The sequence below is a fragment of the Mesorhizobium sp. 113-1-2 genome (genome assembly GCF_016756475.1).
Lineage (GTDB): Bacteria > Pseudomonadota > Alphaproteobacteria > Rhizobiales > Rhizobiaceae > Mesorhizobium > Mesorhizobium loti_C.
Window position 1 is genome coordinate 4701953 of the sequence record NZ_AP023242.1, and the last position, 20737, is coordinate 4722689.

The window sequence follows — 20737 nt, forward strand, 5'->3', positions numbered from 1 at the left end:
AGTTGAGATTGTTGACGTGGTCAGTGGCCAGTCCTTCTTCTGCGAACTACGAGGCACAGAAATCCGTGACGCTGGTTTGCATCCGCCTAGAAAAGACCTTTGGCGTGCCGCGGATCGCGGCACTAGCCGACTCACGCGCCTCAACACGGCGGATTGACGGCAGCTTCAAAACGCTAGCAGACACGACGGTGAAGCTCTTCGCCCTTCCAGTTCGGTGTTACCATCTCGATGGGATCACTCCCGTTGTCGGCGCGTGGAAGAGCCCCTATTTCGAAACGACCGTTGGGATTGGATTTTCGGGGTCCTGCTTCGAGGCGCTCACCGTCATTGCGCTCATTAGCCAGAAGCTATCCACGCTGGTTGCGCCTAACGGAGACGAGCCGATACCTACGCGCGACGGCGTCGTGAATCTGATTGAGAAACTCTGCGAGAGTTATTTCAGCCAGCATAGCGGGGACGGCGATCCCTTGCTGCTGTTGCTCGCTTTTGGCTTTGACGGCGACAAGCCCTGGATCGGCCGAGTCACTTACGACACGGCGCAGGGAGTAAAGTCGACAACGCTCTGGGCGGATGACGATAGTCTGGAGACTATCGGCCAAGACGCTCTCTTTCAGCAGCGCGCGCAGGACTGGCGGACGCGCATCCAGAGGCACAGGAAGAGCGTCTCTCAAAAGCCGATCTCCGAAACGCCTGACGGGGCCTTCGACCGCACTCTTGAACTGGCGCGCCACGATCTCGCGGAACGAAAATCAACCGAAGAGCAAATGCTCGAGGAAATCGAATCCGAGTTCTTCGGCAGCATAGGCGGCGTGCTTCAACGCCTTGAGCTAGCCGTGGACGACGGACAGGTCGTAGCAGGTTTCACCCACGATGACCGCCCCTACCTCGACGTGCACTATTCCGTAGCGCCAGGGAAGCTGTTGGGCCCAATTCCCATTGTGGAGAAAATGGGTCGCAAGATTCGCAAACCCAAAGTCTGATCCGCATAGAGGAATTCAGTGTGAGCCGCCGGAAAGGTCATATCGTTTCCGTTCCTGCCCAGTTACCACTTTGGCTCTGGCTGGTAGGCCGTCTGGGAAACCACTTTCGTCGCGTCGCCACGCCCTCGGTACTTCCCGATCAAGGCTCTCTCGTCTTCCTCCGAGACCGAATCAACTCGGTAGAGGTTCCACATTTTGTCCTTCGTTGGTGAGAGACGGTACGTCCTGCCGTTGGCGCGGCAATACCAATGAGAAGACTTCTGGAGCGCCGTCCACTTGCAGTCAGCGCCTGACAGGAGCCGCTGTTCGCGAGCCACTCGGTCCTCTTCACGCTATCGCTTATGGTGTTCCTCCTGCTCAACCCGAAGCCGCTCCTCTTCTCGTTCCACGTGGTCCCTGAGCAGGCCGATGATGGCCGGGAGCTCTGTACCCTCGGCCCTTTCTTTCCCGCAGAGGGTTAGACACCCGGGGCGAAGCTCCTCTTTTGGGTATGAGAAGTATTCATCGTCCTCAAACGCTCTCAGACGTTGGCTGACATCTGTCGTCGTAACCTGTGGCCCCGGCATCTCATTGATGAAATCGCGCAGAGCCTCGACTGGTATCCAGCAACCCAGGGCGGATTCGAGAAGGACTTCGCGTTGCCCGTCCCTCTTCCTCCAGATCGAATTACCCCGGTCAACGCTGCTAACGATCTCCTGCGCTGCGGATTCCGAGATCATCGCGCGCACCGTTCCGATTTGATCGCGCGCGGCATTCCGAACTGATGGCGCGCAGCATTCCGAGAATTACCCGCGCGGGATTCCGACACGATCGCGCGCAGTTCGGAGTTAGGAGAACGTGATCCTTGGGGCATGTTCCGGTCGGGCAACGACCGGAGGAATGGATGCCGACGAGGAGGGTTAGGATGCGCCACGTGCGCGAGATTTTACGTCTGAGCTTGGAAGCGGGGCTATCGACGCGGATGGCTGGCGAGCGTGCCGGGGTCGGGCCGACGACGGTCCGGGATATGCTGAAGCGGTTTGCACGCTCCGGGCTGAACTGGCCGGTCCCGGCCGAGATGAGCGATGCCGACCTGGAAGCTTGCCTATACGGCTTACCTGGGATGAAGCCCGGCCGGCGCAAACAGCCGGAACCGGACTGGTCGGCGGTAGCACGTGAGCTGAAGCGCAAGCATGTGACGCTGCAGGTTCTGTGGGAAGAGTATGTCGCCGCCCACCCGGATGGCTATCGCTACAGCCGTTGGTGTGACCTGTTCCGGCGCTGGGAGGGCCGCCTGCCTCTGACGATGCGGCAGAGCCACGCGGGCGGTGAGAAGATGTTTGTCGATTACGCCGGCGACACGGTGCCGGTTGTGGTCGACCGCCGGACCGGTGAGGTGCGCGATGCCCATCTGTTTGTGGCGGTGCTCGGCGGATCGAGCTTGTCATTTGCCTGCGCGACGTGGACCGAGCAGTTCGCGGACTGGATCGAGGCGCACAATGGCGCCTTCGCCTTCTTCGGCGGCGTGGCCCATCTTCTGGTCCCGGACAACGCGAAGGTCGCGGTGATTAAGGCGTGTCACTTCGATCCGATGGTCAACCGCAGCTACACCGACATGGCGCGTCATTACGGCACGGCGGTGCTCCCGGCAAGACCGAGGAAGCCACGCGATAAGGCGAAAGTCGAGGCCTGTGTCGGCATTGTCGAACGCTGGGTCCTGGGCCGCTTGCGCAACCGGATCTTCTACAGCCTGGCCGAGGTGAACGCGGCGGTCGCCGAATGCATCACCGATCTCAACGACACACGGGTGCTTCGCCAGTTCAGCAAAACGCGGCGCCAGCTGTTCGAGGAGATCGACGCGCCGAACCTCAAGCCGCTGCCGGCGGAACGGTGGGTCCACGCTGAGTGGAAGCGTTGCCGAGTCGGACTCGATTATCACATCGCGATTGAGCACCACCATTACTCGGTGCCCTGGCGCTTCGCCCGCCGCGAGGTCGAGGCTCGAATTACCACACGCACCGTCGAAATCTTCCTCGATGGCGAACGCATCGCCGCGCACATGCGTGGCAGCGGCAACGGGCGGCATACGACGATCCCCGAACATATGCCCTCGAGCCATCGGCGCTACCGTGAATGGACGCCCGTGAAGATCCGGGAGGAAGCGGCGCGGATCGGGCCGATGCTGTCGTTGCTGGTTGAAAAGATCATCGAGGATCGGCCGCATCCCGAGCAGGGTTACCGTTCATGCCTCGGCATCATCGGGCTAGCGAAGCGCTTCGGCGCCGAACGCCTGGAAGCGGCCGCGCGGCGCGCGCTGGAGATCCAGGCGCGCAACTATCCCTCGGTCAAATCGATCCTCGAGAAGGGGCTCGACAAGGTTCCGGCGCGCGAAGCCTCGGACCACACGCCGATCTTCCACACCAACATCCGGGGCTCCGGATATTACAACTGAAAGGACTACAATGCTCAAACATCCGACACTCGAACTGCTGGGGCAACTCGGCCTGGCCGGCATGGCCCATGCGTTCATCGAATTGGAAAGCAACAGCGATGCCGACAACCTCAGCCACGCCGAATGGCTTGCCCTGCTGCTCGATCACGAGGCGACATACCGTAATGACCGGCGCCTTGCGCTCCGCCTTCGTCATGCGCGGCTACGCCACCATGCCGTGCCCGAGGATGTCGATTACCGTGCTGCGCGCGGTCTCGATCGCCGGCTGTTCGACAAGCTGCTCAAGGGCGACTGGATCGCCGCCCATGAGAGCTTGGCCATCGTCGGGCCGGCCGGGGTCGGGAAGAGCTGGTTGGCCTGCGCCATCGGTCACAAGGCCTGCCGTGACAACCGTTCGGTCCTCTACACCCGACTGCCGCGGCTCATCGATGACCTGTCCCTGGCCAAGGGCGACGGCCGCATCGCCGCGCGCATGAAAAGCCTGGCCAGGGTCGATCTCCTTATCCTCGACGATTGGGGCCTCGAACCGCTCGACGGCAATGCCCGTCACCACCTGCTCGAAATCCTCGAAGACCGGTACGGGCGTCGCTCAACGCTGGTGACCAGCCAACTCCCGGTGGCCCGCTGGTTCGATCTGATCGGAGATCCCACCTACGCCGATGCCATCCTCGACCGCCTCGTACACAACGCTCACCGGCTCGAACTCAACGGCGAATCCATGCGCAGATCCATCATCTCCGCTGCCGCTTGACCGAACCGCAAATGCAGTGACATCTTCCCCGACGATCAGGTGCTCCACCTGCGCGCGATCAGATCGGAACGCTGCGCGGCATCAGATCGGAATACATGCGCGCCATCGTCGGAATCCGCACTCCTGCGCCAATCTGATCAGCGAATAGGGGTCGCGGATGTGGCGCAAGGACGGGCTCTTCACGTAGGCAAAGAGAAGTTCCTTAACGATAGAAATGCGCTCGTCTTCTCTCATTGGATCGTCCTCCTCAGGGGTAGTCTGCTGATTAAAGGCTCTGCCATGGCGTTGTGTTGAAACGTCCGGTCACCGAGTCTCTTTTGGGTGTGGGCTCGAGGATCGGAGGGCAAGGCCGTGGCGCCGGACTTGCCGACCTCGCGCATGCTGCTGAAGGCCGTGGGCCCTTCACCGAGCATATGTTCAATGCCATCAAGGCGATGCTGCTCGATATCCTCGCTGCCATTCCCAGCAATCAGTTCTCTCATAGTACGCTAACTGTCTCGGTCCAACCGAGCCGGTTTTGCGTTTAAAGGTTCTGAAATGTCTGGCGTGGCTTGCGACCCAAAGGGCGTGGCACCCTTGGGGTTCTTGGAAGCTTTTCGAACTTCTATCTAGCGCCTGCAGTCGAGATGTGCGCGCTTCTGGGTAGCGTCCTAATTTGATTTACGGAAGGGCTTGGCTGCGTCGTAAAGACGGGTGTACCCTAAATAAGCTCCGGGACTACTGTGGCGACGATGTTCGAGGTAATCGGCGAGAGCTTCGTGGGTCCAACAAATATTATCTGCCCATTCCCGGGCCACAAACGTCCGAACCCATTTATCGGTATCGGTGATAACGCCGACGACGGCATAGCGAGCGCACACTGTGGCCGCTACATTTTCAAGTTCGTCGTCGCGGTTCCACCAATCCCTCGGGGGTGAGCTAGCAATAATCCCTTTATATAAGATGCGGCGTGCTTCTCGAATTGCGGGGTCTTCTAGGTGCTTAATCATTTCGAAAATCTTGGCCGTACGGTATTGCGTCCAGACGATCCACCCCGTCACGACAGCAACAATGGGTAAGGCAATTTGGGATAACCAATACAAACGTTGGAACCAAAGATCGAAGTTATTCATACATCCAACCTCTTTTGCACCGCCACGATAGCTGCCCTAACTGCGTCAACTGGCGTGTTGATCGGGGGAATTTTTTGAGCGTCGACGCAACACCGTATTCTTTTGCATCAACGTCTTCTTGGCTAGTCGTTTCGCATTTGCCTGCACCGTGTCGCCATCGTGCGGCAAGGAGGCCGCTCCCGCAGCGTAGCCAATTGAAGGGCAACCCCGCTCTACTGCAGCAGCTTCTTCAATACCTCGACGGTGAGCCCGTCGTCCACCGTATGGAGCATTTTACTTTGTCCCAACGGTTCCCCGTTCAAGAAATGGCACCGTCAAAGTCGATACGTTTATTAAGGAGCCTGACGCCAACGAGTTCTATCGTGCGATCGCATGGAAGCCGCTAGGAGCTAGCGTTGCGTTTGCCGAGCCAACTAACGTTGGAGCGAGGCTGGCTGTCCTAAGTTGGTCGCGAGGGGCCTATTACGCCGCGAGTCAAAGGCCTCTTAGCTTCACTGAGCCGATTAACGATCTGAAGTTTGCTGCTGCAACAACCCTCATTTTTGAGACGAGGCAGCATTTCGGGGAAATGGATTTAAGGGGCGGGCAAATCACGGATTTGCCACGCATACTGGATGTTAGTGTTGGCGGCAGTCCGCAGTCAAGCAAGGTGCTTGGGTGGGGATGCAAGTGAGTTTAGATCCGTCCGAGCAGCGCGGTGCATTCGCGGGCTTGGTGGTGAGGGTCCATGCGGAGGTGGCTGGCGGCGCCAGACGGCGGAACTCTAGGGCAGAAGTTGCCGGGCTTGTGGGCCATCGGGGCTGTGCGGCGACCTTAACCCAATGGCTCCGACTGAAATGATAGGAGGGATGCGAAAAGATGGTACGCCCAAGGGGAATCGAACCCCTGTTACGGCCGTGAAAGGGCGTTGGGCGATAGTGAAGTTCGTCCAAAGCCTTCCGTCATGCTGAACGCGGCAATCATCAGAACAGGCCCATAGCGAAACCAGATTCTGTAGATATGCTGTGGATCAGCCGTTTTCCGGAGCTTGCCAGGATCGGCTAAGTCTTTGAAAATGTTGGCTCCCCGGGCCGAAGAAACCGCGAACTACGAGCTGCCGATCTCCCTCGAAACTACGCCGGAGCCTCCTGTCAGGATTCGCAAGCGCGACCGCGATCGCGCGAAGCGCATCCAATTGGCCGGCGGGCCTCAACCATCTCTCCGAGAACGCGCGGTCGCATTTGCCCGCGAAAAGAGTGAAGTACGAACGCGCGAGCTGACGGGAATCGGAATTCCCCGATGCTATCTGGCCCGCATATGCGACGAAGGATTACTCATCAAGGTTGGCTATGGCATCTACCGCGCCACAGATCGCGAGGGAGGATGACCTCGATCGTCTTCCTCCTTTTCGAGCGCTGGTCCAAGAGGTCGGAAGTCAGAAGTATCAATATTGACGTGCGATAGAAAAATATGAATTGTGCTAAGCGTTATTCGGGGGCAGAATTATGAGCTTTCTTACGGACCTAGAGTCCAGTACGTTGCGTCTGGCAAGAATGAGTCTTCACATCGTTGGCGGTGATGAGGATTTTGAGCCACAACCAGAGCTGTCAGTCGAGCACGACGATTTCCTGCTCCAGATCCTGCGAGATATTTCGTCGGATGCTGTCTACCGCTTTGCCGAGATTTCGACAACTCGATCCAATGTCGAGGCTATTTCGACTAGACAAGTCGGTTTCCAAGAGGGTGCACAGGCATTGGCTTCGGATTTCTGCCGGCTACACCGCGGCGGCGTAAAGGACGGCGCCTTCTTTGTATTCGAGCTTGGCGTGGACGAAGCGGACGTAAAGATTTATGCGCTGGTGAAGTACGACTACAGCCAAGCGCTCGAGATCGTACACAGGCAGGGCGCCACCGGACTTCGGCGAATCGTGGAAGCCTTCGTCAGCAATAGATCGGCGATTCAGAAATCAGCGATGATACGAACACGCCGCGGGCGTGCTGAGCCAGCCCTGTCGACAAGAGATCGGATGGGAAGGCCTGCTCCGGTCCTCACCGATTTTTTCCGTGAGTACCTCCAAGTCACACGCGACAGAAGCGATGAGGAATTGACCTTAGACGTGAGAGAGGTCGTGCGGACTGCTCTGTCGGATCACAAGGAATACCTCCCGAAAGGGGGAATGGCGTCGTGTGTCTCGCGCGCCAATGGTGTGCTGCGCAACGCGCCCGAAATCAACGAGCACGTAATCCGGCAAGCTGTTTGGGTCGGCGCCGGCCAGCCCACGGATGATGAAACCAAGGGGCGCTTTGACAACTCGGTAGACCGCCTGGTGCGCAAAAAGAAGCTCGCCGGACTGGCATTTGCACCGGCGTCCTCGGTGCTGCCAAAGGCCGTCAGACGCACGATCATGACCGAGGAAGGTGTCAGACTCGAGTATAACACGGCCCTTGAAGGCCAGTCCGTTGTGGAAGAGAAGCTGGAAGACGGCCGCACCAGATTCGTCGTGACGACGCAAGGCTACACAGATGACGTCAACTCCGATCGAACTCGGCGCCCTGCTTGACGGCTGGGTCGCTTCTCGCTGGGCCAACGTCGTGGAGACACCATCGGCGGTCACCGTAAGCCGCCTTGGCGGCGCCAACGTTCAAAAACTGGCGGCTGCGGTCCTGCGAGTTGGGTGGACCTGCGACCTGCATGATGGGGCCGGGGAGCCGATCCGGTCGGAAGAAATTCATGATGACTTCGGACCGTTCGTGGCGACAATCAAGAAAGCATCCGAGGGCGCCGACAGGCGCATCCTGACGCTGGAAGGTCTGAGACAGGCCATTTCTGAACCGGAAGTGCAGGGAATTTGGCAAATAGCTTGCGCCAGGGAAGGTTTCGCGTCGGGTACGATATCTTTCAATCCTTGGGGCCGTGGCGAGGTGTTCGCGCCTGCCTCGCCAACGAAGAGCCCGCTCGACGTGGTCCGTGAGGGAAGCGGACAGCGTTTGGTTCCTGCGGACATTCGCAAATGGCTGCTGCGGGGCGACCTGACTGAAGCAATTTGGAATGATACGGCCTTCAAGGCTTTCGCCGCCGCGAGTGCGCCGGCGCTGATCCGGAGCCTGGCATCCGAAGTGGTGGGTCAAGGCAGCGTAGTTTTTCTGGGCCCACCACGGCTAAACATGGTGGTGGCATTCGACCGCCTGGTGGATGATCTTGGTTATGTTGGATTCAAGGATCTCTCGGCCGCAGCGGCTTGGGTATTCGAGGATTCCGCTTCAGCAGAGCAAAGGCATGCGCTGTTCGCAGCCGAGTTCGCTAGATCAGTCACCCGTACGGAGACGGTGGCCGCTGCCTTTCGAGATGCCGGCCGCGATATCCTGGAGGGGGCAAGACTGGCGTTTCAGTTGAGCCAGTCGGATCTCAGTCGCGAAGCCATCAAAGCTCAGGGAGATTTGCGCAAATCCATTGCTGATGACACAGCCAAGGCTGCTGAAGGCACTCGTACTTTGGCGGGCGCCGTCGCGGTTGCAATCGCCACGGCGATCACCTTGGTGGCGGCCAGGTCGACCGCTACTGTCCAGCCGTGGGTGCTGGCGCTTGTGGCCGCCGTCGTTGCTGGATACTTGATCGTTGTGGCGGGGAGCGGATGGGCCTATCTCCATTTGCAAAACCAATTGCGTCAGCAATGGCGAACTAGATTCTATCGCTTTATCCCGGCCGAGGATTACGAAGGGATGGTCACGAAGCCAACGCGTTCCGCTGCTCGCCCCTACCACTTCGTTGGCGCCATCGCCGTACTCATAGCTTGTGCACTGGGTTGGCTGGCCCTTCAGGTCATGATTGAACAACCGGGAGCACAAACTGGATGGCACAACACTCTGAGTGCTCAGCCGCCGGTGCAAAATGCTCCGACGTCACCCTCTACAAAGTCAGGTACGCAACCTTGATGATGGATGGGGCAGATAGATAAGTAATATCAGATAGTTGTGGGAGGCCGTGTGCAAAAATCGCACACAAAAGTTCTGCTTCTCTTCTTTTTTCGTTCCCACGACAGAGCCGCCGACAATCCTATTCGGATGCTCTTTTGCCGACGATATTGGCCGCTTCGTCGCAGACGTTCGCCACGATTTCCGTGGCACCGCAGTGTCCGATGCGGCCTTCAGTTCCCCTGGGGTTCCTGGAAGCTTTTCGAACTTTCTGGGTCACTCCGCAGTCCGAATTGCGGGTGCTCATGGACAAAGTAGGATACTAGATTCGGCTTTTGCATGGCTCTGGAAGGGATAGACCACGTTGCGTCCGAAAGCGCGACGGCACGACTTCCAAGTATCATGTTTTGAACGGCAGCTTCGCGCCTCAATTCAGACGTTTAGATTAGTTTTGCCGCTTCCCCAAAGCCGACATCCAACCACAGGGCTGAGGAGCGTGGTTGCTCGCGACTGCTCAGCGTGTTGATCTTGGCCCGCTAAAGAACGCGCGCCAAAGAAGGCCGACCTCAAGCAGGATTTTGAGAAGCGGGGCAAGGGGCCACTGCAAGTTGAAGATTTCCCAGATGCCCGCGATAATGGGACCGTCAAGGCATATTACGACAACTCCTGCGCGGCCGCTAGGCTCGGAGCGCCCTCTCAAGCTCTGGAGTGATGCTGCGTAGAGGCGGAATCCACCGCCGTTGCTGCCGCTGAAGCACCAATCCCTCCAGACGGCATCCTGCTATTTTGGCGACGTGCGCCATCCACCCGTTGGGCTCGTTGGAGCCTCTTGTATTCCGCATCCAGCAAACGGGAAATCTGCCGACGCTTAAGGGGATCTAATTGTACAGCCATCAATCTTCGCCAGTAATGGGCGATGTTCGCTTTATGGATCAAAGCTGCCTTCGACCGTGCCATGGCTGCTGACATAGCACTCAGTCAGGGTCGGAGATATAGGCGAAGATTTGGCGCCGCTCCAGTTCCCGCGCGACTTCCCCGGGAAGGCGATAGCAATTGCAGCGGATAGCATGCCTCAAATGCCAAGATAGGCCGTCGTTGGAAGTCGGCTCCCGTGGCGCCAGGTTTTCGCTATGCCACTGGATGTTGACCGACCTGGCAAACCTAAAATGCAACGGCTCGTGCAACATTAGAGGCCTCCTTTTCGAGGAAGCCTATCTTCGCACGCATCGACCCGGGTTGATCTGAGTCAAGCGTGTCGATGGTTGCGCGATTTATCGTTGCTGCCTCAGTTGAATGATTGCTGCTTGGTCTGAGAGGTCGAAGATGACACTTTCTGAGAGCTTAACTTCTGTCGATCTGACCTACCAATGTCCGGGCTGCCAATTCCCTCTCGTCAAGCGTGGAAGTTGGTTCCGCGTCGTGTCCAAATATCGATGCGAAGGTTGCGGGCGCACGATCAGAATTGGCTACCCTGAAAAGCTCAAGCTATTCGAGAGGCATGCCCACTTAGGCAGCTTGATGCAAGCCGATGGCGGAATGGCCTGCACGGCAGGCCGGCGGGGGCGGGACCCGCACCAGCCATCGCTGATTGGCAATCGCGCGATTAAACCTTTCGGACTATCCACACCGGGGAGTTAACCCCTTGTGGAACCAGGCGGGCCGGGCGCGAGCCCCCGGCCAAGCCCGCCCACCCAAACACCAAGCGGAAGTCGATGAGACTGCCGTGGTAGGTGCAGTTCGTTCACGTGCCACCCGAGGTCGGTCAGGTCGTATTGGGTCATGTTGAGCCTGAACCCGATTTACCTCCGCTTGGGAATGCCGTTTGTGGTCCAAGGCTTCGATCATTATCGAAAATGCACTCCCGTATAGAGAACATCTAAAATCGTCATCTTCCTGGACATGTTGCCACCGTGTGGGCACAGAACGAAGCATGGTCGGCGAGCGGTTCTGATGCCGGGGCACAATCCAATCGAACGGCTGCCGATCGCCCAAACTATTCTGGTTGGATTATAGCACCCGGCGCGCCAAGGACATCACCTCGCGGCTGCGCAAATACGGTCGGCTGATACAGACAGAGTTTCACGACCTCGACGTCACGCCTTTTTCCCACCTCCTTGTTGATCCCGGAATATGGATCAATCCACCGGCCAGAGTTGACGGAGCGATTTCTTCATCGAGTTCCGAACCTGGACGATTTCGCAATGGGATATGTGGCGGTCGAGTAATTTGAAAACGGCTCTGATCGCCTGATCGATATCGATGTCGATCTCGTCCCCGAAGTTGCTCCTGACGCAAATAACGAAGTCGCTCTTCTTCCTTTCCCATGTCGGGCTGTCCGGTTTCCAACCTTCGAAATACATGCCTCTGATGAGTGTGGGCAACTGAGCTGAGAGATCAGCCATCTCCGCTGGCGAGAGCCAGTCTCGCAATGCGTGCAGGACGGATTTCAGAAATCGGTATGTATTTTGTTCGCTCCAGCCCAAATCTCGGGCCAACTCGTTCACCCATTGCTGGGCCTGCTCGGCGGCGTGGGTAAAACCCGTAACTGAAGTGTGTGTCATACGATCGCTCCTTCAATTTATCTTCTCATTCTGGCGCATGAAGCGAGATGTTCGCATTGAGCCGGATCAAACCATCGTGGTGACCATGCCAGGCGAGCGGGCCGGGCTGGCGGGTCCTGCATGCCGGGCACGACAATGCCTTCCGAGTAATCAGCTGCGAGTTCCCGATGTTGGGCTGCCAGGCTCTGCAAGGTCTGCCATTTCATTGGCCTGACGCCCGGACTTGGTCTCACGATTTTGCCGCGGCTCCGGCACGGTTCTCCCCTACGCAAGTGTTGAAGATGGTCGATAGTCATTCCGAGGCCATGCGGCGGCTCGCATCCTTGACGCGCGTCAATCCATCAGTTCTCCAAACCGGTTAGAAGGAAACATGCGTTTCTTCGCTCTCAAAGGTTCGGAACAACTTGGCGCGGCCGTAGCGCAAGTGCTTTCGATCGAACTCGACCCTCATGAAGAGAGAGATTTCGAGGATGGGGAACACAAGGCTCGCCCGCTGGTCAGCGTGCGCGGCAGGGATGTCTATGTGCTGCACAGTCTCGCTGGAAGTGGCAGCGCCTCTGCCAACGACAGACTGTGCAAGCTCCTTTTCTTCCTGGCGACATGCAAGGAGAACGGTGCTGCGCGTGCAACGGCGGTCGTTCCCTATCTCGCCTATGCGCGCAAGGACCGGCAAACCAAGGCGCGCGATCCCGTCACCACGCGCTATGTCGCGCAACTCTTCGAGGCTATGGGCACCGACCGGATTGTCACGCTCGACGTCCACAATTTCGCGGCTTTCCAGAATGCCTTTCGATGCGAGAGCGTGCATCTCGATACGCGAAAGTTGTTTGCTCCGCTGATAGGCAAGCTGGCCGGCGACCTGCCGGTGACCATCTTCTCACCCGATGGCGGTGGCGTGAAACGCGCGCAACTGCTCAAAGAGGTTCTGGAGGCAGAGAGCGATAAAGAAATCGGATTCGGCTTCATGGAAAAGCGCCGCAGCCGGAACGTGGTTTCCGGCGAACTGTTCGCTGGCGACGTCGTCGACAATGCCGTCTTCATCGTCGACGATATGATTAGCACCGGTGGCACCATGCTGCGCGCAGCACTTGCCTGTCGTGAACGCGGCGCCCGGACCGTTCATGCGATCGCCACGCACGGATTGTTTGGCAAAGGTGCCGAAATGCTGTTCGGCAGCCAGGCGATAGACCGCATCACCGTCACTGACAGCGTGGACTCGGCCGCACTAGCCAAAGCCCGTCACCCGCAGGCGCCCCTGGACATTCTGCCGATCGGTCGCCTGATCGGCAAGGCGATCAGGCGTCTCCACACGCCCGGATCGATTTCCGACCTGATCGGGATTGATGACTGAAAATCTCGCGGTCTGCCTGCCTGATGTAGCGGATCGCCAGCGGACGCCATTTTTCTGGATGACGGATAGGTGTCTCAAGGAGATGCGCGAGCCCCAAACGGGCCTTTAGCAACGCTCGGAAACCGCCATAGAGCGCCAGCAATTCGGCATCAGGGCGGTCCGGCAGCCGGCCCTCCAGAGCCTTGACCAGGAGCGGCCGAATCCATGGCGCGCCAAGCATCTCGCATTCCAAGCCGAGATAGTTGATCTCGTCATAGGGATCGACGATGCGCATCGATCGGTTGAACTCGAGGCAGTCGATGATTTGGGGTGGCTGACCAATGCAGACGTGTTCGGGGCGCAGGTCACCATGCCCCTCGACGATGGCGCCGCGAAAGATTCGTGCTTCGATCCGAGACCTTAATCGCTGCAGCAGACTGTCTACTGTGTCCAAAGTGCCGGACACCATTTCCACCAACGCGAATTCGGGCCGGAGCAGAATGGCGCGGTTGATGCGCTGCTCTTCAGTAAGGTGGCGCAGATAGGCGCCGCCGCCGTCAATTTCAGCTTGGCGTTGCGCATAAAAGGCCGCCAGCGCTTTGGCGACGTCGTCTATCTCAGTCGCCGCCAGGCGTCCGAGGGCGATGCGCTCGTCCAGCATGTCGCCGTGCGGCAGGCGCTTCATTTCGACCAGCCAGTCTACGACGCGGCCACCACCGCCGAGGGTTAGTCGGCCTGATAGGTCGCGGCGAAGAGGAACGACCCGCCGATAGGTTTCGGCGGCTAGGCGAGCGTTCAGCCGCAATTCCTCGCCACAGTAGAAGTGCCGCTTCGTGATGGTGCTGAAGTCGAGGAACGCATGCCTGACCGGCTTCTTGAGCTTGTAGACCAGATCGTCCGTGAGGAAGACCCAGGACATATGCGTCTCGCGGACATCCACATGTGTCGTTCCAACCCCGTATGCCGCCGGATCGCTGAGAAAGCGCACCTTCGCCGCCAACTCCGCAAATTGCCGATGTCCCATCATCATCATCGTCGGCACAATGGTGGCCAGAAGCGATCCGTACTTTGACGCGTGTCAAGGACGTGCCCGCTGGCCGTGACATTTTGGGTGCAATTCCGGCTGCATGTCATGGAGCGCAACACCATCGTCGATCTTTGTCTGTATCTGGATGGCGTTTTTCCGCGGGTTCGCCGGCAAGGCATGGCCTGATCAATATCGGCAAGTCGAAAGCGTAGGTCTATCTGCAGGCAAGACCGGACTGACTTTTGAAGACGTGGCGGGCGGCCGCCCGCAATGCGAGAGAGGCTTGATCCCATGCTGTTCGCAGATCGCTCCGAGGCAGGAAAACGGCTTGGCAAGGCCCTTGATCGCTATCGAGGCGATAATGTCGTGGTACTGGCCTTGCCCCGCGGCGGCGTCCCGGTGGCGGCAGAGGTCGCCTCCCATCTGAAGGCTCCTCTCGACCTGCTTCTGGTGCGTAAGATTGGAGTACCAACCCACCCCGAACTTGCCATGGGCGCGATCATCGACGGCGATGATCCCATCGTTGTGCGCAACGAAGATGTCATTCGCCTTGCCTGGGTTTCCGCGGCAGAGTTTGACAAGTCATGCGAAAGGGAACTCGCCGAGATCGAGCGCCGACGTCGTCTCTACGTCGGCAATCGCCATCATGTCGATGTCAAGAGCAGGATAGCAATCATAGTCGACGACGGGATCGCAACGGGCGCAACCGTTCGGGCTGCGATCCGCGGCCTACGACGGCGCAAGCCCTGTAGCATCGTAGTGGCCGTTCCTGTCGCCCCGCCTGAAACGATCGAGGAACTGAGGAAAGAGGCCGACGATGTCATCTGCCTTGAAGAGCCCGAATTTTTCCAGGCAATCGGCCTTTATTATCGCGATTTCCATCAATTGAGAGACGAGGACGTGATCGCCTTGATGGGCGCTGCACAGGGCAGGGCATCTGCGGGACGCTCGTCGTCGGTCGACGAATAATGCTTCAGCTCCCCGATGGGTGGACAGCGCCCATGATTGCAATCATCGCTGAAAGCGGCCGATTTGGACTTCAAAATCGGCATGCCTAACGACTGCATTTGTGTTGAATGCTTCGAGGGCCATGCGTTTTTCCAGAGGCGCTCATCATTGAAGCTCAAGCAGCGGCACGGGTTGCCCGTTGACGTGAATCAAAATGGCTTTGGGTGCCTGTGCTAACATTCATACTGTTAGGTGTTTGGTGGCGGCGTCGTTGTGCGTTGCCTTTGAGCCTATTCATTTGAAGTGAGTGTTGGAGACATGACGCTACCCGATAAATCTCGCACCGCTCTTGTGGCTGACATAGGCGGGACCAACGCGCGGTTCGCGATTGCGGACATCGATGAGCTCACAATCAAACATTTCGCCAGTTTCCAGTGCGACCTGTTCCCATCGCTCCAGGCCGCGGTCAAAGCCTACATGGATTGCATCCCGCATCGGCCCTCGATCGCTGGTTTTGCGATTGCCGGTCCCGTTGCGGAAGAGACCGTCCGCATGACAAATCTTCCATGGTCCTTCTCGCGCAAGGATCTGTGCTCGGCAAGCGGCGCCAAGTATGTTCATTTGGTCAATGATTTCGAGGCGCTCGCCCTGTCTCTGCCCTTCTTGGGCCCACACGACCTCCACAAGATCGGCGGAAGAGAGCCAGTGGATCGCGCGCCGAAGGTGGTGCTTGGACCTGGCACGGGTCTGGGCGTCGCCGGTCTTGTCCCGTCTCCGTCAGGATGGATCCCAATTGCCAGCGAAGGAGGCCACATTTCCTTCGCGGCCGAAGATGCGGATGAGCTCTCACTCATCAAGCGCATCGCAAAAAACGAGAAGCACGTGTCGGCAGAGCGTCTGATTTCGGGTCCAGGGCTCGTGCAGATCTATAAGGCGCTGGCCGAGACGCAGGAGGAGGCAGCGGTACTGGCCTCGGCACCTGAGATCGTGGAGCAAGCACTGCACGCCGAGAATCGTCTCGCCCTTGAGGCTCTCGGATATCTTGAGAGATGGCTCGGCCGTTTCGCCGGAGACATGGCCCTTGTCTACGGTGCCCGGGGCGGCGTCTATCTTGGCGGAGGCATCCCCGCGAGGGTTTTCGACCCTTCAGAAGCCACCGCTTTCCGTTTGGCATTTTTCCATAGGGAGTTTCAATACAAGGGGCGCCTGTCGTCATTTCTTGAACCGATCCCGATCTTTGTGATCAAGGCGCTGGATGCAGGATTGCGAGGCGCGGCAGTGGCGCTGTCTCAAGCCGAATTTCTGTCAGAAGGCATTAGCAGTGCTTCGGGCGGTAGGTCCGCGTCAGATCTTGTTCGACAGCCTGGCTAACAGGCCTCGACATCCGGCAGCTTTGTTCGGTGGTGGCAGCCACTATTTTGACTATGCAGCCACGCTGAGGTCGAACACATCTTTTCGACGGCAAAGCTCAAAGCCGGGTCTCATAATTGCAGCCGCACCGGCTGCAACACCCAATCTGAGGGCGTCCTCAGGGGCCCTACCTTCCGAAAGTGCCCAGATCATCGCTCCTAGGAAGCTGTCTCCCGCGCCGACGGTAGAACGCGCGCGCACCTTGATCGCAGGTACGCGGAGTACACCTTGGGCGCTGGCAAGGAGTGCGCCGTCCGCCCCCATGGTAACCGCGACCAGTTCTGCCGCGCCACGGGCGACGATGTCGGACGCTGCTTGGCGGACACCCAGTTCATCAAGTTTGTGGCCGACGAACTGCTCCAACTCCCCAAGGCTCGGTTTCACCAGGAAGACACGAGAATGCATGAGTGTCGTCCCGAGACCGGTGCCAGAACTGTCGAGAACAAATCTTGCACCACGCGCTGCTGCCAACTTGGCCATTCGGCCGTAAATGTCGGAAGCTGTGTTTTTGGGGAGACTTCCGCTCGCGATAACGTACTGCCCTGCGTGAGATGAAATTATATCCAGACACGGCTTCAATTCTCCGAGGCGCACCGAAGGCCCTTCGGGAACAAAGCGATATTCGAGGCCCGTGCTGCGCTCGCGAACCATGAAGCTGATCCTGGTATCGCCCTTGATTGGCACAAGACGACCGAGGACTCCTTCCTTTTGCAGCAGGCGAGCCAGTAGCGAGCCTGTCTCTCCTCCTGCAAGGAAGTAGGCTTCGGCTTCTCCTCCTAAGGCCGTGATCACGCGGGCGACATTGATGCCACCACCGCCGGGATCAAATCTTGTGTCGGTGGTTCGCACCTTGCGAGTGGGATGCACAGTTTCCGTTTCGCTTGACATGTCGACCGCTGGGTTCAGCGTAATGGTCAGGATTTGTGTCACTTCGCCAGATCTTCCTCACCCAGCCACCGACGCCTAATCACGTAAGTCGATGCGCTGAAGCAGGTTGCGCAACTGGTCGGTCGGCGCTTTGACGTGGCTCAAAGATATCGCACTCGGCTCAAATTCTTGATTGGGATCAAGGCTTATGCAGATGAATTCCGCAGAGTGTCCCGATGCGTAGGGAGAGTCCGGTGAAAGCAAGGTCTGCACTTGTAGATAGGCTTACGGCCCGATTTGACGAGGTCGGACGCGGCGATGTCGGCCATGTCGGAGGCAAGAATGCTTCGCTGGGCGAGATGGTGCAGGTCTTGGCACCAAAAGGCATCCGTGTACCGCCTGGTTTTGCGACGACGGCCAAGGCCTATCGGGACTTTGTGCACGCGAACCGCCTGGAAGAGCGGATCCAAGCACAGCTTGGCGAAATGATTGCTGGAAAGGCATCCCTTGCCGAGACGGGCAAGGCCATTCGGGAATTGTTTCTGCATGGCGACTGGCCCGAGGAAACCGCGACCGAGATCAAGATCGCCTATCGCGCGCTTTGCCGGAGCATTGGAAAAGCAGAGGTCGATGTCGCCGTGCGTTCGAGCGCGACCGCCGAGGATTTGCCCGACGCGAGCTTCGCCGGTCAGCAGGAAACCTTCCTGAACATTCGTGGTGAGAATGCTCTGTTGGTGGCATGCCGCCGTTGCTACGCATCGCTCTTTACCGACCGAGCCATCAGCTATCGCAAGGCAAAAGGGTTCGATCACATGAGTGTCGCACTTTCAATTGGCGTGCAGCAGATGGTCCGTTCGGATCTTGGCGGATCGGGCGTCATGTTCTCGATCGACACGGAAACCGGCTTCAAGGATGTCGTCGTGATCGATGCCGCCTGGGGGCTGGGCGAAAATGTTGTGCAGGGGGCCGTCGATCCCGACGAATACCAGGTCTTCAAACCTCTGCTCTCCGCACCCGCTCTTGTGCCCATCATCGGCAAGAAGTGCGGCGCCAAGGCGCAGAAGATGATCTATGCCGCCGGCGACAACCCAACCCGAAACGTTCCAACCTCGAAGATAGAGCGGACGGCTTTCGTGCTTGAAGATCATGAGATCCTGTTGCTCGCCAGGTGGGCAACTGCGATCGAGGCCCACTACCGCTGTCCCATGGACATGGAATGGGCAAAGGATGGGGAGACAGGCGATATCTTCATCGTCCAGGCTCGGCCAGAGACGGTCCAATCCCGTCGCGAAGCGGCAGCTTTCCGATCTTACACGATCACGCGAAAGGGGAGAAAGCTCATCGCAGGACTTGCGATCGGCGATGCGGTCGTCACGGGCCGCGTCTGCCTGATCGAAAATGCCCGCGACATCGCCAACTTCGTCGACGGTGCAATTCTCGTCACGGGAACCACCGACCCTGACTGGGTACCAATCATGAAGCGGGCGGCAGCGATCGTCACCGACCACGGCGGGCGCACCTCGCACGCTGCCATTGTCAGCCGCGAACTCGGCTTGCCAGCAATTGTCGGCACCGGCAACGCGACCGAATTGTTGCACGGTGAGCAGACCGTAACTGTGTCCTGCGCCGAAGGCGATCAGGGATTTGTCTATGAAGGGACGGCCGACTTCGACACCGAAATCGTCGACATGACCAACCTTCCACAAACGCACACCGAGATTATGCTCAATCTCGCGAACCCTGCCGCCGCGCTGCACTGGTGGCGTCTTCCAGCCGACGGGGTTGGTCTTGCCCGCATGGAGTTCGTGGTAAGCAACCATATCCGCATTCATCCGATGGCGCTGGTGCACTACGACCAGCTCAAGGACGAAGCTGCCAAGCGCGAAATCACAGAATTGACGGTCGGCTATGCGGACAAGACGGAGTATTTTGTCGACAGGTTGGCGCGAGGGCTGTCGCGCATCGCCGCGGCGCTGTACCCAAAGCCCGTCATTGTGCGCATGAGCGATTTCAAGACCAATGAATATGCCGGACTGATAGGGGGCGCCCAGTTCGAGCCAAAAGAGGAAAACCCGATGATCGGGTTCCGGGGCGCATCCCGGTATTACTCCCCGCTTTACCGAGAGGGCTTCGCGCTTGAGTGCCGAGCCATCCGCCGGCTGCGGAACGAAATGGGATTTCGAAATGTCATCGTGATGATTCCGTTTTGCCGCTCGACGCATGAGGCCGACCAGGTGCTCGAGGTCATGGCGGCGAACGGACTAAGGCGCGGCGAAGATGACCTGCAGGTTTTCGTCATGTGCGAAATCCCGTCCAACGTCATTCTAGCGGCGGAATTCGCAAAACGCTTCGACGGCTTCTCGATCGGATCGAATGATCTCACACAGCTTACTCTTGGGGTCGATCGTGACTCTGCCGAGCTCGCGAACCTCTTCGACGAACAGGATGCGGCGGTGAAATGGATGATCTCGAACGTCATCAATGCGGCCCGCAAGTCTGGCGCCAAGATCGGTCTCTGCGGGCAAGCGCCGAGCGATCATCCCGAATTCGCGACGTTCCTCGTCGACTGCGGTATCGACTCGATCTCGGTCAGTCCAGACAGCTTCATCGCGGTGAAGCGAAAGGTCGCCATGGCGGAAACTGCGACCAAAAAAAGTGAGGCAAGACAATGAGAGCCCGCGACATCATGACCATGGGGGCGACCACGGTCCGCCCCGACACCACGATCGAGCATGCGGCGCGCGTCATGCTTGAGCACCGCATCAGCGGCCTGCCGGTCGTAAACGCACAAGGAAAGCTGCTCGGCATCGTTACCGAGCGCGACCTGTTGCGTCGGGAGGAGATCGGAACCGCGCGCCATCGCCCGCGATGGCTGGAGATCTGGCTGAATAGGAGTCAGCTCGCGCGAGAGTATGCTCAGGAGCATGGGCGTGAGGTCGAGCACGTCATGAGCCGCGACGTCGCAAGCGTCGGCCCGGATGCGCCGGTCGGCGAGATCGTCGACCTGATGGAAAAGCGTGGCATCAAGCGGCTGCCGGTCGTCAGCGATGGCAAGGTGATCGGCATAGTCAGCCGCTCCAACCTATTGTCGGCGCTGTCGCGCCATGCTGGTGAAATCCCTTTATCGGTCGTCAGCGACTTGGAAATCCGCAAGCGCATTATGGAGGAAGTTGAAAACAAGGCCTGGATGCTTGACGTCGCGATCGACGTCGTCGTTCACGACGGTGTCGTCCATCTTAATGGTACGGTCGCTGATGAAAATGTGCGCGCCGCGATACGCGTCGCAGCCGAAAACACGTCGGGCGCCGTCCGCGTCGTCGACAATATCCGCGTTGTTACCCCCGCCGCGGACGATACTTGAGTGTTCCTTGGGGGTGCAATGAAATGGCTTGTAGACAGAATTGATCCGCATGCGAACGTCTGATTGGA

Annotated in this window: 15 protein-coding genes; 10 read left to right on the top strand and 5 right to left on the bottom strand. The window is 58.6% G+C overall.

All coding sequences use genetic code 11. The annotated features are described in order from the left end of the window. Positions 1-11 precede the first annotated feature (11 nt). A complete protein-coding gene (locus JN279_RS22680; protein ID WP_202350293.1) occupies positions 12-980 on the top strand; it encodes a hypothetical protein in 969 nt (322 codons plus the stop codon). 332 nt (positions 981-1312) lie between these two features. Here the strand turns inward: JN279_RS22680 and JN279_RS22685 are convergent, their stop codons facing one another. Continuing rightward, entirely contained in the window at positions 1313-1699 is a 387-nt protein-coding gene (locus tag JN279_RS22685) for a hypothetical protein (RefSeq protein ID WP_202350294.1), read from the bottom strand. 185 nt (positions 1700-1884) lie between these two features. Here JN279_RS22685 and istA point away from each other — a divergent pair, with 185 nt between their 5' ends. After that, the gene (istA, locus tag JN279_RS22690) at positions 1885-3411 is read left to right on the top strand and encodes an IS21 family transposase (RefSeq protein WP_202350295.1); all 1527 of its coding nucleotides are present in this window, start codon (positions 1885-1887) and stop codon (positions 3409-3411) included. Between the two features lie 10 nt (positions 3412-3421). Beyond that, positions 3422-4162 carry an IS21-like element helper ATPase IstB gene (gene istB, locus JN279_RS22695; RefSeq protein WP_202295168.1) on the top strand — a complete coding sequence of 247 codons (741 nt, stop codon included), beginning with the start codon at positions 3422-3424 and terminating at the stop codon, positions 4160-4162. 650 nt (positions 4163-4812) lie between these two features. Here istB and JN279_RS22700 read toward each other — a convergent pair. Beyond that, complete coding sequence (locus JN279_RS22700; protein ID WP_202350296.1) at positions 4813-5274, bottom strand: hypothetical protein; 462 nt, start codon at positions 5272-5274, stop codon at positions 4813-4815. 1532 nt (positions 5275-6806) lie between these two features. On the opposite strand from JN279_RS22700, the gene JN279_RS22705 reads away from it, so the two are divergent. Then, the gene (locus JN279_RS22705) at positions 6807-7814 is read left to right on the top strand and encodes a hypothetical protein (RefSeq protein WP_202350297.1); all 1008 of its coding nucleotides are present in this window, start codon (positions 6807-6809) and stop codon (positions 7812-7814) included. Further along, positions 7777-9186, top strand: coding sequence for a hypothetical protein (locus JN279_RS22710; RefSeq protein ID WP_202350298.1), 1410 nt, complete (start codon positions 7777-7779; stop codon positions 9184-9186). The genes JN279_RS22705 and JN279_RS22710 overlap by 38 nt, the downstream gene beginning before the upstream one ends. 2114 nt (positions 9187-11300) lie before the next feature. Here the strand turns inward: JN279_RS22710 and JN279_RS22715 are convergent. Continuing rightward, positions 11301-11726, bottom strand: a complete 426-nt coding sequence (locus tag JN279_RS22715) for a DUF2267 domain-containing protein (protein WP_202350299.1) — start codon at positions 11724-11726, stop codon at positions 11301-11303. 370 nt (positions 11727-12096) lie between these two features. On the opposite strand from JN279_RS22715, the gene JN279_RS22720 reads away from it, so the two are divergent. Further along, entirely contained in the window at positions 12097-13077 is a 981-nt protein-coding gene (locus JN279_RS22720) for a ribose-phosphate diphosphokinase (RefSeq protein ID WP_202350300.1), read from the top strand. Here JN279_RS22720 and JN279_RS22725 read toward each other — a convergent pair. Then, positions 13022-14089, bottom strand: coding sequence for a hypothetical protein (locus JN279_RS22725; RefSeq protein WP_244734749.1), 1068 nt, complete (start codon positions 14087-14089; stop codon positions 13022-13024). The genes JN279_RS22720 and JN279_RS22725 overlap by 56 nt on opposite strands. A gap of 285 nt (positions 14090-14374) precedes the next feature. Here JN279_RS22725 and JN279_RS22730 point away from each other — a divergent pair, with 285 nt between their 5' ends. Both JN279_RS22730 and glk read left to right on the top strand, forming a co-directional pair. Continuing rightward, positions 14375-15052 (top strand): phosphoribosyltransferase, encoded by a 678-nt coding sequence (locus tag JN279_RS22730; RefSeq protein WP_038647147.1) that lies wholly within the window; start codon positions 14375-14377, stop codon positions 15050-15052. 297 nt (positions 15053-15349) lie between these two features. Next, positions 15350-16402 (top strand): glucokinase, encoded by a 1053-nt coding sequence (gene glk / locus JN279_RS22735; RefSeq protein ID WP_202350302.1) that lies wholly within the window; start codon positions 15350-15352, stop codon positions 16400-16402. 51 nt (positions 16403-16453) lie between these two features. Here glk and JN279_RS22740 read toward each other — a convergent pair whose 3' ends face one another. Further along, positions 16454-17371, bottom strand: coding sequence for a 1-phosphofructokinase family hexose kinase (locus JN279_RS22740; protein ID WP_202350303.1), 918 nt, complete (start codon positions 17369-17371; stop codon positions 16454-16456). A 191-nt stretch (positions 17372-17562) separates the two neighbouring features. On the opposite strand from JN279_RS22740, the gene ppsA reads away from it, so the two are divergent. Together ppsA and JN279_RS22750 are read left to right on the top strand one after the other, a co-directional pair. Further along, positions 17563-19980 (top strand): phosphoenolpyruvate synthase, encoded by a 2418-nt coding sequence (ppsA, locus tag JN279_RS22745; RefSeq protein WP_244734098.1) that lies wholly within the window; start codon positions 17563-17565, stop codon positions 19978-19980. Next, positions 19977-20669, top strand: a complete 693-nt coding sequence (locus tag JN279_RS22750) for a CBS domain-containing protein (RefSeq protein WP_202350305.1) — start codon at positions 19977-19979, stop codon at positions 20667-20669. Before ppsA ends, JN279_RS22750 begins: the two co-directional genes overlap by 4 nt. The last annotated feature ends 68 nt before the right edge of the window (positions 20670-20737 follow it).